A 15210-nucleotide genomic window follows, 5' to 3' on the forward strand; every position below is an offset into this window, starting at 1 on the left:
CTCATTTTCTGGCTTTCCTTGCGCTCTTAAGAACCACAACATGCTGGCTATCATTCAGCCGATGGCTTGCAGCACCTCGGCTTCTCCGGTGCTCTTGAAATAGGTTTTGAACCGCACCCGGTCACCACCCACGACCCAGCCGCTGATTTCCATTCTGACAACCGCAAACTGAATATCCCGTGGCAGCGGAGATACCTGAACCTGACGCAAACGGGGTTCGTATTTTTCAATGATACTTTTTACTGAAACGGCCATGTCGGCTTCCGAATAGGGAAGATCCTGATAGAACAAATTCAGATCTGGCAATCCATAGTCGGGAAGATGACTGAGAACACCCTGGCGCGCATTCAATAAACGCACAAGATGGTCGTGAATGCTCGCCAGCCGCTCGTCTTTACCCGGGTACTCAGCCAAAGGCTGACCGTTCAGGTGTTTGCCGCGCAGTGTTTCATAGAGGGTGAACATTCAATACCACCTGACTGTTTCTTAAAACGGACAAAATCAGGGCATGCATGGCATGCCCTGTTGCTAGTTCGCTGCCCGGCAACTAAATGCCAGGCAAAAGCATTGAGAGGTCGGTATTACCGGCCTTCAACCCACGAATCAGAGAATTCGATGTTGCCATCGAGGTACGTCCAGGTGATTTTCTGGTAGCGAATCGCAACCTGTTCCAGGTGCGGGTAACGCTCTTTGTCCAGATCCTTGACGTTAGCCATGGTAGGGCTGACGGACGTCATTTTTACGCCTTCCAGCGTATGACGGAAGTACTCAACTTCAGTACCGGTCTCGTCAATCTTGTACCAGCTCAGCGTCAGGCTTTGCAGGGTCTGACCGTTGCTGCACGCTTTGTACAGGTAGGGAGTGGCCGCATCATAAGCCTTGGTAATAACAAAAGGCTCGTGCTTGCGCGTTCCAGTCAGCTCACCGGTGTCGTCATCCGTTGGGATACGCAACTGGTGATCGAAGGCCAGTACTTCAATGGATCCTTCACGACCAGAAACATTAACCGAACCCTGAATGTCGTTACCCTGATCGTCTTTCAGCCACATATAGGCAGGAATTGCCATGCATAATCTCCTTTTAACTTAAAATCCTATCAATATAGGGATGTACGGACATTGCGCGACGCGCAACGATTCTCCCACACCGACGAAAGCCAGTGCCCGCTGCTGGAGAATTCAGGGGGACGGTGCCTAAACACCTTGCAGGCAAAAGCCTCCATCCCTGTGCTCTTTGAAAACCATTCTTCAGAGCGGCCCCGGGGAATCAGTGAGCCGCTATCTGAAGAATGACAGCCGGGCAAGACAACCTTGTCTTGACTGGCCGTGCTTACTGGTTAACACGCTTCGAATTGTACCGGGTTCACTATTTCAACCCGTTAGGTTCATCACAATTCAGGCATCTGCGACACCAGAGATAACCGAACATCGACACCTTCAACCTGGAAGTGAGGTTGAACATACATGTTGACGGTGTAGTAACCCGGGTTATCGGCCGCTTCTTTAACCGTCACCATGCCATCTTTCAGCGGGTGAGTGGCTGCAAGTTCCGGTTCCGGATTGTTCATCTTGGTCACCATCTTCTGCAACCAGGCGTTCAATTCGTTCTCAAGGTCCTGACGGGACTTGAGTGAACCAATGCTCTCCCGCTGCAGCACCTTGAGATACTGGGCAATACGCGAAACCAGGAAGATGTAAGGCAAGCGGGAGTTGATCCGCGAGTTCGCCGTCGCCTCCGGTGTGTCGTACTCAACCGGTTTTTGGGTCGAGTTTGCCGAGAAAAAACAGGCGTAATCGCTGTTCTTGTAGTAGCTGAGTGGAATGAAACCATGGTCGGCAAATTCCAGCTCTTTGGTTTCAGAAATCAGTACTTCGGTCGGAATCTTCGATTCAGTTCCGCGACCGGACTCATAGAAGTGGATGGGAAGCCCTTCCAGCTTGCCACCCGCCTCGGGGCCACGGATGTTGACAGTCCAGCCGTGCTTCTTGAAGCTGCGCACCATATTGGAAGCAAAGGCAAAGGCCGAGTTGCCCCAGCAGTAGCGGTCGTGCTGCTCACCCGAAACCCCTTCGTTGTAATTGAAGGTACGAACCGGGTTTTCTTCACCATATGGCAAGCGCAGCAGAAATCGGGGGAAAACCATGCCCACGTAACGCGAGTCTTCGGTTTCCCGGAACCCTTTCCAGCGAATGTATTCCGCTCTGTCCATGTAGCTGGAAACATCCTGAATTTTAGGGATTTCCTCAACACTGTCTTTGCCGAAAAACTGGGGCCCAATGGCGCTGATGAACGGGCAATGCGCCGCGCTGGCCACTTTGGAAACCTCGGTCAGCAGTTCGACATCCGGTGCTGAACGGTCAAACTCGAAGTTGGCCACTACAGCTGAAATTGGCTCACCCCCGGGCGTATCGTATTCCTGGGTGTAGATGTGATTGAAGAAACCAGACTGGGTTGTATCCGGTGCCTCTTCGAAATCTTCGCGCAGGGTTTCCTTGTCGCAATCGAGCAGCTCGATGCGCGTGTTGCTTTTAAAATCCGTTCTGTCTGTCAGGAACTTGAGGCCGCGCCAGGTTGATTCCACCTTTTGAAAGGTGGCGTGGTGCAGCACTTCATCGAGCTGACTGGAGATGGTTTCATCGATTTTGGCGATGTACTGATCGAGCAGGTTCTTGTCAATGCGCTCAATCTGCTCGCCTGCTTCCAGTGCTATTTCAAAAAACACTTTGAGTGCGGCGGTAATGCGCTGATTCGAGGCAACGTCGGCCATGCCTTTCGAATCCTGAAACAGATTGATGTCAATCGGCTGGTCGACGGGTTTCATGTCAACCAGACTGCAAAGCCGGCTGTAGATGCTGCCGTCTTCCTGAACCGTTTCTGCGGTTTGAGTGGTGCTGTCCTGTACAGTCATGTGCTACTCCTTATTCCTTGGCGTCATCCGCGTCAGCGGTATCAGCCTGTTGCTCGGCAATCAGGGACTTCAATTCATCTTTCAGGGAAGTCAAATCCGGCTGTGAATTCAGAATGCGCTCCACTTCCTTGCGGAAGGAGCTGTTGTCGAGCAAGTTCGACTTGAGGTCTTTAAGCAGATTGCGCATCGACATCAACTGGCTTAACTCGGGAATTTCAGAGGCAACCGTTTCCGGGTGGAACGACTTGAACGACTTGGCGGTAAGGGATACATTGATTTCACTGCCGTCGTCCTTGATGCGGTTGGGCACCGAGTAGTTCATCTCCGGCGCCAGATCAGACATCACTTGCTCCAGATTGGACGAAGTGATGTTGACGCGCTCACGCTCGCTCACATCGCCTTCACCCTTGCCATTACTGAAGTCGCCCATTACCAGCAGCTTCATTGGCAGTTCTTTCTTGACACTGGCGCCTCCAGTCTCGAGATCCAGCGCTATATTGACCCGCGCACGGGGTACTTCATTTTGAAAACTATCAGCCATGCTGTGTACTCCTTAGTCGTGAGGCGGGTCGGTCCCTTACCTCCTTGTTGAACATCCAATGGGTCTTCGTTAGAACCACTCTGCCGCCTGTGCCAGATCAGTGGCGCACATTCTGGCGTACAGTCTGTCGAGGGTGTCGTTCAGTTCTGCCTGCCGCTCACCCCCGGCGCTGGCAAGCAAGTCTTTGGTCACCAGCCAGGCCTGACGCCAGATGGCCATGGCCAAATCTGGCATCAGCTTCGCCAATTGAAAGTTGTCGACGGCTTCAACCAGTGTGTCGAGCTGCGAACTGGCCAGAGCTGGTTCGGCAGATTCATGACAAAGCTGTGCCTGGGCAAGGCGAATGCGCAAGCTAACAAGGTTCTCCCCCGTCAGTTGGGATCTGAGCCAGGCGAGCGCCGTAGCCAGTGAGCCTTCATCACGCTGTTTTCGCGCCTCGGCAAGAAAGTCCACATCTGACGAGCCGCCCTGGCTATTCGAGCTTGCCGCTGTGATCTGTTCGATCCAGGCCAACGCCGCGCCCCCGGCAAAGGGCTCGCCATTGTCGTAGCTCAGTTGTCGGAGCTTGGGCAAGCGCTCCATCAATTCGCGAACCTGAAACTCAATCACCGAGCGAGCACTGCGAAACCCGGCTTTTTGCGCAGCCAGCGCCGACAAGCGCTGCAGTTCCATGCAAAACAGGCCGCCAGGCTCCAGAAAGGCATCTTCTGCCGATTCAAATGCCATGGCCCAGTTCTCACTATCAATGGCGTGGTTAACCTTGTTCAAGCTGGCCTCACGCGGTGGCGGAATGCGGGTTTTACCGTTCTCGTTGGGTGGCAATGACAAGTCGGCCCATTTCACACTGCGCGCAAACGCGGCCCGGCTGCCATGTTTGGATTTTTCCCTGAAATAGCCCAGCACCTGCTTTTGAAGTTGCAACAGCTGAGCTTCCGATTGAACCGGCCCGGCAGTATCGGGTGATGGCATTTCATTGGACGGTTGAATGGCCCCTGCCGACCCGGAACTCGCGCCTGTTGCTGGCTCGGTAGTGTCTGATACCGCAGGCTTTGGTTGATTCTTACGCAACCAGTCGAACAGGTCGGGCCATCCGAACCCCTCGATGCCTGCCTCACTGGCCGCCGTGGCAAAAAATTCCCAGCTCTCTTTAGCCTCGACGAACAACGCCTCAGATGCCTTGCTGTCGTGCTTTTGTACAAAATGAAGAATACGAGGCTGCTGTAACCAGCCTATGGCAGATAGCCGTGCTTTCGGCTTTTGCGGGGTGCATTGTTCAGCATCCATCGCCAGCAACCCGGTTAACAGACGCACACCCCATACCAAGCCTTCCAGGCCATACACCCGACCGGCACCCAATATGAAATAAGAGGCAACACGCAGATCTTTGGCTTCCCGGCTGAGAATGTCGGTCGCAAGCGTCAGGATGCGTTCGTAATCAACATCCTGTTTCTTTTCAACTTCGGCCTTGAGCGAACTGAACCGTTCGCCATAGCGCGGGTCTGAACCCGCAGCGTCAGCCGGTAACGGAGCCAGGCATTGGGTGAGCCAGGCATCCCAACTTTTCAGTCCTGAAATTGCTATTGTCATTCCATCTGACTCCACCGTATTGCCACATCCAACAAACGTACATCGGGTTGGCCAATCAATTGCTCGGCCCAGTGCCGATGCAGTTGCCCGGTTGTCGACCAATCCGAACCCGGCGCTGGTTTTATAGCCTGTTGCCAGTGTGAGCCTGCCAGCGGGCGGGCCAGTATCCACATTTTCCCGCCGGCGGGGTTCAGAGACCACAACACATCAGGCCGCCATAAACTGTCGCTACCCACGGGCGTGAGCACGTGTAACCAGAACACCAGGCTGACCGGGGCCATATCTTTCGGGCCCAACGGCAACTCCAGATCCGTCATCGGCCGGTGCCGCCGGCTGCGATAGTTGTCTATCAAGTCTCTGCAACCAGCCAGCAGGCGTATTTGCAGCACCGGGTCACCACCGACCAGGTGACTGAGCCAGCGTTGCAAACTGATTTCCGACAAGTACGCCAACGATGCCTTCATCAACTGTTTTCCGGCCGCCATGTCGGCACCGGCTGAAGCATTTCTGAACCGGTCGAAGACACTCAGGTCTGGCAGTTGATCCGGCCAGGCGAGGTCCGCATTGGTCTTGCCAAATTGCATCCAGCTGCCAAAAAATAACGGCGCCGGCTTGAAGTACAATTCAGTATCCGACCACCGGCTAAAATACATAAACGGATAACGCCGGCCGTGGCTGTCCTCGCTGGGAAACACATAACCACTCATGCCCTGGCGGTCATGCCCTCCCACCTGCAAAAAGCCAACTCCGGTGCTGTTTTCAGTTTGAAGGGCGGTGGCGTCTCCTGCGTGCTGTGCGGCCTGCAACGACAACCACTCTTTCAAACTGGCATCGAGCGTCTGAACTTCTCTTGAGCCTGATGCCGAATGCACGTAGTCCGCCCGGTCTGGCAACTTACCCAGAAAACCCAGCGTCACCGGATCCGGACGGACGGCTTCCACTGGCTTTTCTGGCTTGAACCCAAACATCAGCCGGCCCGAAACAGTGAACGGGGCAGTGCCATCTGCCGGAACAGACTCGGGTTCAGTACACTGCCTTCGCGGTCGGCGCGCATCCGAAACCGAACCGATGTCGACCGGCTACCCTGGCCAAATTGCCAGTGCAATTCGAATTCGGTACCGCGCAGATGAGTCACCTCCGCTTCCTGAATTAGCCGGACAAAGGCCCACTGCCCGTTAGCTTCAAAGCTGACCGGTGCAGAGCCATTGCCTGCCCGGGCAAGCACCCGGGCCTGGCTGTTGTTCTGCGACAGCGTCCAGTTGAACTCGCGCCACTCCTGCGGTTCATTCCGATACCGGTAGCCCGCGCCATTCACTTCGATCAAGGCTTCGGTAACACCGGGTACCGGCATTGGATACAAGGCATAGCCCATACCCATTTCCGGCGACCCGGGCTTGAACAGGCCGCGCGACAAACGGTCGGCACCAATCAATGCATCAAAAAACTGGGGGTTAAACGTCAGGCCGCGACCCAACCAGGTCCGGCTACGCCATTGGCCGTTACTGCGCTGCAAAAAGGATTCGAGTTCCTCGCTCACAAACAACCACAATTCCCCCTGACCCGGCTGCAGCAACAACTGGACATCGTGCGGCGTTGCTTCTACTTCAGCCGAGGAAAACGGGAATCGTCCCTGCAGGTTATTGGCATACACCGAGTACACCCGGCTATCCCATTGCTGTTGCAGGGAGCGAGTTGCACTGGCCAGCAAAGCCGACCAGGTCTGTTCGATGGGGGCTGTAAAAGAAGACTCTACCCAGGAGCGACTGCTGTCGGGCATGGCATCCAACAAGGCGTTAATCTCAATCCAGGCAGCGTAAAGCTGTTTGCCACTGGCGTTGCCAGACAGCAAATCGCTCGAATAAAGTTTGGCCTCCCGGTCGATGTCGGCCGCTGCCAGCATAAACTCCATTTCCTCAGCCAATGCCAGCATCTGCTCCCGGTAGGCGGGCCAGGCCGGGTTGGTTGACTTGCCGTTCTCGGCCATTACTACCGCCAACAAGGGTTCTGCAGCCGACTTGAACGCAGGCAAAAGAGGCACTGGTACCGGTTCTGCTGCTTCGCCATCACCGGTCAGATCAGACACCAGTGCACTGGCCGCCTGACCATTGCTGACAGCCGGGTCGGTAATTTGTAACTCCAGGGCAACCCGGTCGAACAGGGCTGTCCAGGGTGCTTCATCACTGCCGAGTGCCTTGATCGCCTGTACTGCATCAGCCATAGAAGCGGGCCTGGGCACCGTAACCGACTGAACAAACTGGGACCACTGTTCGGTATAGTCGGCAAAATAATGCGCACGGACATCCGCACGCAGTTGACGCCACTGGCTGCTGTCGGCGGATTCACCCTCGGTGCCACTGTCCAGCCCCAGTACCCAGTCGCCCCGGGTCGCTGTCTCTGCCAGAGCGTCGATTTCATCGGCAATGTAGGTTTCCCAGGCCGTCCGGGAAAAAGCGCCTGGTACGCGATGCTCTCCTTTCAAGACGCCCTGTACCGAAGAGTCCAGAACGTCATTCAGGCCAGTCGATGAAAACCGGCTGTTACCGGAGGCAACCAGACGGTCGTATATCACCTGGGCGTCGGCATCGGTCACCAGACGATCCTGAGCCTGGGCCACCCAGTCTTGAGAGCCTGACCAGGGGTTAACATGGCTTTCATCTATCTGACTGAAAACGTCGACCAGGTACAGCTCGATCAGACTCTGCATGCTGCTTTGGCGTTGCTGGTAGCTCAACAGGAGTTCATGGTCGGCATAGCTTTCGTACCAGAGCTTGCTCAGATACGTTTTCAGAATGTCGATGTCCTGACGATCGGTATGGCTGGTCAGCATCAGGTAGCTGCGCAGTGCTTCATAGTAACTTGGCTGCTCGGCAATACGAGTTACCTGATCCAGCTCTGGCCATGACTCTGAATAGGTTTCCAGCTGTGTATGCAACGCCGGGACAATGCGGTCTTCAACGGTCTCAGTCAGCGTCGTCAGCAATAACTGCTGCATGGGTTCGGCGTGAGTTTCCACCAGTGAGTAACGGCGTACAATCTGCAACGGAGAATAGGTCTGCATTTTTTCCAATTGCTGATAATGCTCGTGCAAACCCACCAGTGCGTCGAGCCGCTCATGGTCTGATGTACTGGCATCGTGATAGCGTTCCAGCAACCGCTCTGCTTTGGATGCGTAACCGGAGATCAGCAACTGGTTGCTGGTGTAAGTTCCAAACAGACCTATACCCGTTAAAGCAACAATGCCACTAATGACCAAAAAACAAACCGCCTTGACCGCCCGACTCCACCGTTGCCGCTTGCGATTGCCGCGCACCGCGTTTTGCAACGGGAAAATGACCTCGGTAAACAAGTGGTCTATGAAGTAGCTACGGGTCAGCTCTGTCTGGCGCTTGACGGCAAAAGCCACCTTGGCAAACACGCTTTTGAAGGCGTTTGAGCGGCGCTCTAGCGCAACGCCTTCCTGAGTGCTCGACGTGAAGTAGACCCCTGCGAACCAGGGAGATTCGTGATAAGGGTTGTCTTTGAACAACAGAGACAACAGCTCCATCAGTTTTTCAGTCGCACCGGAAAACTGATTCGGAAACTGATAAATGGCAACCTTGTCTTCGGGCTTTTGAGCCAGGTTAACTTTTTGAGTCCGTTGCTCCAGCAAGCGGTGATACAACTGCGTTAGCCGGTCATTCAGTACCGCCAGGCCATTGGATGATTTGTCTTCGGTTTCATCCAGCAGGTAGACACCCCAAGGCTGTTTAATCTCCTGTTCACTGAGGTCGCTGAAAAAGGCTTCGAAGCCCTTCAACAAATCGGACTTGGTGATGACGATGTAAATTGGAAAGGTGACACCCAATTCGGAAATCAGTTCATGCAGGCGATTCTTAAGGTGTTTGACGTGCAGTTCGAGGTCGGCCTTCTCAGACGTCAATATCTGATCCAGTGGCAGCGCCAGCATCAAGCCGTTAATGGGCATCTTGGAGCGGTTTGCTTTAAGCACCCGCAAGAAAGACAACCAGTCGTCGTTGTCTTCATCGCTGGTGTAACGGCCGGCGGTATCGATCAGGATCGCCTGGTCAGAGAACCACCAGTCACAATCGCGGGTGCCGCCAATGCCCTGCACATGAAACCGCTGATCGTCTTTTAACGGAAATTCCAGGCCGGACTGCGAAAACAGCGTGCTCTTGCCCGCCGCAGAAGGCCCGATCACCATGTACCACGGCAGCGCATAAAGTGCGCTGTTACCGCGGTATTTAGTGCCCAGATGAGAACCTTTCAGCGCATCCAGAACATCGGAAATTTTGCTTTGAATGGCGTCCGATGAACCACCGCTCATGGCGTCGAGTTGTTTTCTCAGCTTCCTCCCGCGACGCCATTTGTACAGGGCTGTTACCAACCAGATCAGCAGAAATACCACCACCACAACGCCCATGGCGATGAATTTCAGGCGAGAGGAAGTCAGCCCAACGTGGTGCCCTGCAAACCAGATGATGACCAGCACCGCAACAAGACCGACAACCGCGCCGGAAGCCCGCGACAACAAACCATCCTTGAACCGGAACAGAAGTCCCATTGCGCTAGCCATCGGCATGATCTCCATTCACAACCTGGGTGCTTGTCTGATACTGCAAAAGCCGGTCGGCACTGCCTGACAGTGCTGACTTCATCAACCCGCCATAGGTGAGAAAGAGTGCCACCAGCAATGCGCCGCCTACCGCAGCCATCACCCAGTAAGGCTGATTACCGCCAATACGGTAAACTAACTGACGCTCCGGTACCGCCTGATCGGCCAGTTCACGGTTTACCGGGCCGCGCAAGTCATCCAGCTGAGCGCGAAATGTGGATATATAGGCCTGTAACTGGTCGAACCCTTTTAGCGTATAACTGCCCTGGTACCCAAACTGAAGGCAACTGAAATACAATTCTGCGACGGCACGGTGTTCAGGCAACCCGCGTCGCAATTCATCGAGGCGCGCAAAGAAGCCTTCACCGGCATTACTGTCACCGAAGTATTCCACACAGAGGGGTTTGACCATCCAGTCGAACTTATGTGGCCAGCGGGATGACATTACCCGCTCATCAACATAGGCGGCCATGCAATAGCGAACATCACGGGTAACAGCACTTGGCCACTGATGCTCAAACGCTCTGCGCTCCAGCTCGACAAACGCCTGCTCCAGATCCGCTCGCAAAGAGCTTTCGACCAGATCGGCCTGTTCCGGCTGACGCAAGGGTTCAACCAGATTGAAAATGGGGGAACAGCTTTCTACCAGCACCGCTTCCATGTCGTGAGACCGGGTATCCATGATTTATTCCTCAATGACCAGCAGCTCGACATCCGCCGACACAAAGTCACCCAGGCCAAAGGCAGCGAACTGCCCGGCTCGTCGAATGTCGGCCCAAACAGGGCTGGATTTATCGAGCAGGAAATACTCGCATTCAGACTTGATGCGAATTTTTTGTGGCAACCGCTGAGTGTGCTGCAATGGCAAGCCAGGCAGGGCATTGGACACCATAGTCTCGATCTGATCGGGTGCACCGAGCTTGAAATATTGCGGAAACCGGGTGAACCAGGTGGGGTCTGAGCCGGAGTGACGCACCGACAGATAGAACGTACAACGATCGGCCGTCGCTTCCGACAAGGCCGATGATTCGTAACGACCCGGAGCAATACTGGTGAAAACCAGGCCATCGGCTGAACGCTGACGATCCACACCCAGCACTTGCCGCATGGCCGTATTCAGGGACGCAAAGGTATCGGTTAGTTGATCGTGCTGATAGCGGACACTCAGCGGCAATTCATCCGGCATCAGTTGCAGCGCAAGCCGGTCGTGACTGCGCACCAGTAACTTGTATAACTCAAAGGGTGTTTGCTGGGGATGCTGCTCAAAGGTACGCAGTTCAGCCAGTGTCGATACCAGCTCGGCCTGGAGCAAGTAGTCAGCCATTTCAGTGGCAGTCATGCTGCTCAGATCGCCAAGCTTGAGCCGACGCTCCTGCAGGCTACGAAACTGGGATTGCAGCAGGTCGACGAGGTTAGTGACCAGCTGCTTTAATCGCGCCACCGAACCCACTTGCAGTAACGGCGGAAGGAAGGCTTCGTCGAGTTGGTACTCGGCATCATAACGTCGGGTTACCCGGGCCAATGGCATGGAGACCATATTGTCCTGCGCCTGGAAGTCGGGCTGGAGTTTCAAGTTTGGGCGGGCCAGCAGTACTTCCCGGCGACGCCCGGCATCGTACACATCTTCCAGATCGGTATAGTCGGACGTCCAACCCGTCAACCGGCCATGTACCTCATAGCCGGTAATGGTATCGGCCAGCTCATTGCGTGGCAGCATCAGGCACAGGGTTAAGGATTCGTGATCAAACTGTGTCAGATCCAGAAATACCGGACCATCGGTTTCGCGACGGTAGTCGACGACCCGCCCGTCAGGCAAGAGCGCCTGACAACGGACCAGGTCGAGACGGCCATTCAGCAGCGCGGCCTCATCCCAGATCAATTCACCCACGCCCCAGCTGTAGGGTTGCTGCCAGCGTGAACGCAAATGCTGCGTGCGGAACTGATACTGATCCCAGGCTTGAAAATGCTGCTGCCCCAAAAAGACGCCTTCAGCCCACACTACTTTCCTTAACCCTTTCATACTTCTCCCTTATCACACAACACAGTGCCTCTCGATTCCCGGAACACCGAAGACAGCACAGTGGGAAGCAAGCCTTCCCGGCTCGTTTGAATGTCGTCAATGCAATGAATCAGAGTGCCCGCTCGCTCAGGTAAAATCTGACTCAGCCAGCCCGGCCGTGCTTAGCGATACTCCAACTCAACGCGGTTGCCATCGAGCTTGAGCGTCATGTTTGTCGACGCGCGAATAAAGCCGTGATTCACCTTCCTGTGGGCACGCCACTGACCATCGTCGTTTCGAAAATAGGCAACGACGCCGGCATAGCGGGCGCGCTCGGCTTTCTCAATGGATACGGTTCGGGAGAGAGATGGTTCAACCGTTATTTCATGCAGGGAAACCAACGTGTCAGCCAGAATCTGTTCATCGGCTTTCCACATGTCGTCGAACTCGGAGCGCTCGAACAAGACGGGATCGGTCAATTGATAGACGCGCACAACAACGGCGTAGGCGTCGCCGGATTCATCGAGATTGATCGCGCGTGAGGCATCGACCGAGAAATTCAGTTGAGGTGTAGCGCAACCGCTGAGTGCGACAAATGACAGTACCGCAAACAACCATGCACCGAGTGACTTGCTGAGCATCCTGGCTCTCCCTTAAGTCGTCAGTTGCTGTCCTTCAATAGCGCGCAGACAGACCGCTGCAGCGCCAACTTCATTGGCGGATTTAGAACAGAACGACCGCCTGACTGATGCGCACCCTATTATTCTGAACGCAACCTTGCACCTATTTTTTTAACCAATTCTTTTTTTTGTGATCGAGGTCTACTTTGAAATTTGCGCTGGCGATGGGTTCGGTGGCATTCTCGCTCGCCATGAGAAAGGGCGGACAGTACGCCTGCAAGTACTCCGGGCCCTATGGATGCCCGAGAAGGAACCGCTACCACAAGGATGCACCATGCTGAACCGAATTCAGGCGCTGTTGTGCCTAGTGTTTTTCTCCATCCCCGCCTGGTCTGTTGAATGGGATCAGGCCTTTTTTCCCGCTGGCGGCTCTGCTCTGCTTGCAGCCCAGCCCGACGAAGACGACTACCCTCTGGCTGCAGGGCTGGCGATACATGCCGACTATCAGGTACCGGTGTTTGTTGAAGGACATACCCGGGCTTACCTGATGGCGGCGCTCGACTGGTCCCGTTTCCGCCCTGATGTAGATGACTCCATGCACGGTTCATCTTCCTATGGCATCACCGCTACTGCTGGCCTGTTGCAAGACATCCAGGCGGGTGACCGGTTGCTCTGGATCGGCGGCGGCCTCGGATTACAGAGCCTGCATCGTTTCAACCATTATTCCTGGGAGAAGAACGGGACGATCTGGAGTCAGGCCCGCTATGGCGATGAACAGAATTTTGCGCTGATGCTTCAAGGCCAATTGCAAATTCCGGTCACACCCAATCTTCGTATTGATACCCACGTCAACTGGCCTGTCAGCCAGCCGGGTTTGGCGACGTTCCGGCTGGGCGCCAGCCTGGAATTCAAGTAACACACCCATGCATTCCCTGGACGGTACTTTACCGGTGACTGTTCAGAACGCTTGTTTCATGTTTAAGGAAGAGCCATGAAATCCTCACCTTTACTTATATCATTGCTAACTGCGCTTCCAATGCTGGCAGCTTGCGTTGGTGACTATCCGGACCTGCCGGAGGAGTACCAGAACAAAGCACCCTCCATTAAGGGCCTCGACACCGTGAGCCTGACCGAAGGGACCATCAACCGGGTCGATCTGACCATCACTGACGATCGCAACGCCGTCTCGGAACTCGACATTGAATGGTCGATAACCACCGAACCCGAAATTGCCATTACGCTGTCGCCAGACAGCAGTTCTGCCAGTGTGGACATTCCTTGGCTGGCCGATGACACGCTCAAAGCCCGACTCACCGTCACGGCGACTGACGTGGAAGGTGAGTCGTCTCAGGCCAGTGTTGAACTCGATGTACTCAAGCAACGGTTGCTGGTCGTGCAAGCGGAAAAAGAGCGGCAAGGCGATGGTGATCTTTACCGGGTCGGTTATCCGGAAGCCAATCCACAACGGCTGACTGATCCGATTGCCGTTAATGAATCGATTGAGCAAGTAAAGCTTTCGCCCAATGGCCAGCGCCTGGCCTTTGTTCGTCGGCATACCAGCGAGGCCGATACACTTATGCTCGCTGAAACCAACAGCGGCAGCAAAGCGAGCATCGACATCGCGTTGGAAGCAACCGAATCGATTCGCCAGCTTCGCTGGAGCACCAGTGGCCGGTGGCTCGCGATGGTCACAGCAACCAGTGGTACCAGCCCGGTCTTTCGCCTGCACCTGCTCGATACAAACGAAGGCCAGGCACCGCGTGAGACAGTACTGCCGCTATTGAACGAAAACGCCTATGACTGGAGCAATGACGAGAGCCAACTGGCCTATCACAACCGCCAGAGCCAACTGGTCTGGCTGAATCTGTCCGATGACACCAGCCACACCGTATACGACCCGGCGGATACCGGTGTTGCCGGTGCCCCGCCCTTTGTCTGGCACCCGGATGACTCGGTGCTTGCCTACCTGGGCGCCGCCGCAGCCAACGGCAGCAAAGCGGTTTTCATTGCGCAGCCGGATGAAGCTGCAATAACAGAGGTTGCGGTTTCCACACGCTATGGCACCCATGTCGCCTCACTGTCCAAGCTGACCTGGTCGCCTGAGGGGAACTTCTTAACTTACCTGGGTGACCTGCAAAGCAGTGGTGTTGCTGAACTGTTCAATTTTTACTGGACTGACTACCAAAATGGCACTGAAGCGGTGGATGCGCAGGTCAAAGTCAGCGGCAATCTGGTTAGCGCCGGTGACGTGAGCGATTATATCTGGAACCCGGATGAAACCCGGCTGGCCTATAAGGCAGACCAACTCGAAGACGGTAAAATTCAACTGTTCGCGTCAGACCTTGATGGGGGCAGCAATCGACAACTGACCGACCTCTCAGGCACCCTAACGGACCTGTTCTGGGGCTGGACGGAAACGGGGCAACTGCTTTACGGCTACAGCCGGTTTGAAGGTGCGCTGCCCTATCGCATCACCTTGCTGGTTATCGATGCCCAGGCCCAACTGAGCAACCGGGTTATCACCGATGCGCTGAGTAGCGACAGCGCTACGCAAGCCTTGGGCAACATATTGCTGTCGCCTGATCGGCAATGGCTGGCCATTCCCTCCTTTACAGCAGCAACACAACAAACCAATGTCTATGTTTTGAACATCGCCGAAGAACGCCTTAGCCAACTGTCTGCATTGAACAACCACGAGACGAACACGACCTTCGCCTGGTCACCCAACAGCGACGGGGTGTTATACCTGACGCTGGATGACGACGACATTGGGCAACGACTGGTATTCCAGCCACTAGCAACACTGCCGGCACAACAAGACATCTCTCTGATGGGCGAGTTAGCGCCAAACGGTACGATTCATCAGTTTCAAATCGCAAGATAGACAGACGCACATGGCAGGAGGTTGAGACCGACTGCCTGCCGACTGGCTAATAATGAATA

At 54.9% G+C, this 15210-nt stretch carries 12 protein-coding genes; 2 read left to right on the forward strand and 10 right to left on the reverse strand.

Annotated features, from left to right (window positions below; translation table 11 throughout):
* Positions 1 to 54 precede the first annotated feature (54 nt).
* The 10 genes from tssE to tssJ form a co-directional block, all read right to left on the reverse strand.
* Positions 55 to 465: a type VI secretion system baseplate subunit TssE gene (gene tssE, locus EP166_RS06140; protein WP_127555884.1), complete on the reverse strand. Its 411-nt coding sequence runs from the start codon at positions 463 to 465 to the stop codon at positions 55 to 57.
* Between the two features lie 116 nt (positions 466 to 581).
* Complete coding sequence (locus EP166_RS06145; protein WP_127555885.1) at positions 582 to 1067, reverse strand: Hcp family type VI secretion system effector; 486 nt, start codon at positions 1065 to 1067, stop codon at positions 582 to 584.
* 320 nt (positions 1068 to 1387) lie between these two features.
* Positions 1388 to 2908, reverse strand: a complete 1521-nt coding sequence (gene tssC / locus EP166_RS06150; RefSeq protein ID WP_127555886.1) for a type VI secretion system contractile sheath large subunit — start codon at positions 2906 to 2908, stop codon at positions 1388 to 1390.
* Positions 2909 to 2918: 10 nt separating this feature from the next.
* Positions 2919 to 3449 carry a type VI secretion system contractile sheath small subunit gene (tssB, locus tag EP166_RS06155; protein WP_127555887.1) on the reverse strand — a complete coding sequence of 177 codons (531 nt, stop codon included), beginning with the start codon at positions 3447 to 3449 and terminating at the stop codon, positions 2919 to 2921.
* 69 nt (positions 3450 to 3518) lie between these two features.
* Complete coding sequence (locus EP166_RS06160) at positions 3519 to 5036, reverse strand: TssA family type VI secretion system protein (protein ID WP_127555888.1); 1518 nt, start codon at positions 5034 to 5036, stop codon at positions 3519 to 3521.
* Positions 5033 to 5977 (reverse strand): type VI secretion system-associated protein TagF, encoded by a 945-nt coding sequence (tagF, locus tag EP166_RS06165; RefSeq protein ID WP_164743834.1) that lies wholly within the window; start codon positions 5975 to 5977, stop codon positions 5033 to 5035. The genes EP166_RS06160 and tagF overlap by 4 nt, the downstream gene beginning before the upstream one ends.
* A gap of 26 nt (positions 5978 to 6003) precedes the next feature.
* Positions 6004 to 9609, reverse strand: a complete 3606-nt coding sequence (gene tssM / locus EP166_RS06170) for a type VI secretion system membrane subunit TssM (RefSeq protein ID WP_164743835.1) — start codon at positions 9607 to 9609, stop codon at positions 6004 to 6006.
* Complete coding sequence (gene icmH / locus EP166_RS06175; protein ID WP_127555891.1) at positions 9602 to 10330, reverse strand: type IVB secretion system protein IcmH/DotU; 729 nt, start codon at positions 10328 to 10330, stop codon at positions 9602 to 9604. Before icmH ends, tssM begins: the two co-directional genes overlap by 8 nt.
* A 3-nt stretch (positions 10331 to 10333) precedes the next feature.
* Positions 10334 to 11668, reverse strand: coding sequence for a type VI secretion system baseplate subunit TssK (gene tssK / locus EP166_RS06180; RefSeq protein WP_127555892.1), 1335 nt, complete (start codon positions 11666 to 11668; stop codon positions 10334 to 10336).
* Between the two features lie 161 nt (positions 11669 to 11829).
* A complete protein-coding gene (gene tssJ, locus EP166_RS06185; protein ID WP_127555893.1) occupies positions 11830 to 12288 on the reverse strand; it encodes a type VI secretion system lipoprotein TssJ in 459 nt (152 codons plus the stop codon).
* A 313-nt stretch (positions 12289 to 12601) separates the two neighbouring features.
* Here tssJ and EP166_RS06190 point away from each other — a divergent pair, with 313 nt between their 5' ends.
* Together EP166_RS06190 and EP166_RS06195 are read left to right on the forward strand one after the other, a co-directional pair.
* Positions 12602 to 13183, forward strand: a complete 582-nt coding sequence (locus EP166_RS06190; protein WP_127555894.1) for a hypothetical protein — start codon at positions 12602 to 12604, stop codon at positions 13181 to 13183.
* Between the two features lie 75 nt (positions 13184 to 13258).
* Complete coding sequence (locus EP166_RS06195) at positions 13259 to 15151, forward strand: hypothetical protein (RefSeq protein ID WP_127555895.1); 1893 nt, start codon at positions 13259 to 13261, stop codon at positions 15149 to 15151.
* The last annotated feature ends 59 nt before the right edge of the window (positions 15152 to 15210 follow it).

The organism is Saccharospirillum alexandrii, assembly GCF_004000275.1.
GTDB classification, from domain to species: Bacteria; Pseudomonadota; Gammaproteobacteria; order Pseudomonadales; family Natronospirillaceae; genus Saccharospirillum; species Saccharospirillum alexandrii.

Excerpts from the sequence above, each read along its gene's own strand:
- tssE (WP_127555884.1), bottom strand. The coding sequence starts at position 465 with ATGTTCACCCTCTATGAAACACTGCGCGGCAAACACCTGAACGGTCAG.
- tssJ (WP_127555893.1), bottom strand. The coding sequence starts at position 12,288 with ATGCTCAGCAAGTCACTCGGTGCATGGTTGTTTGCGGTACTGTCATTT.
- EP166_RS06190 (WP_127555894.1), top strand. The coding sequence starts at position 12,602 with ATGCTGAACCGAATTCAGGCGCTGTTGTGCCTAGTGTTTTTCTCCATC.
- EP166_RS06160 (WP_127555888.1), bottom strand. The coding sequence starts at position 5,036 with ATGACAATAGCAATTTCAGGACTGAAAAGTTGGGATGCCTGGCTCACC.
- tssC (WP_127555886.1), bottom strand. The coding sequence starts at position 2,908 with ATGACTGTACAGGACAGCACCACTCAAACCGCAGAAACGGTTCAGGAA.
- icmH (WP_127555891.1), bottom strand. The coding sequence starts at position 10,330 with ATGGATACCCGGTCTCACGACATGGAAGCGGTGCTGGTAGAAAGCTGT.
- tssB (WP_127555887.1), bottom strand. The coding sequence starts at position 3,449 with ATGGCTGATAGTTTTCAAAATGAAGTACCCCGTGCGCGGGTCAATATA.
- tssK (WP_127555892.1), bottom strand. The coding sequence starts at position 11,668 with ATGAAAGGGTTAAGGAAAGTAGTGTGGGCTGAAGGCGTCTTTTTGGGG.
- EP166_RS06195 (WP_127555895.1), top strand. The coding sequence starts at position 13,259 with ATGAAATCCTCACCTTTACTTATATCATTGCTAACTGCGCTTCCAATG.
- tssM (WP_164743835.1), bottom strand. The coding sequence starts at position 9,609 with ATGGCTAGCGCAATGGGACTTCTGTTCCGGTTCAAGGATGGTTTGTTG.
- EP166_RS06145 (WP_127555885.1), bottom strand. The coding sequence starts at position 1,067 with ATGGCAATTCCTGCCTATATGTGGCTGAAAGACGATCAGGGTAACGAC.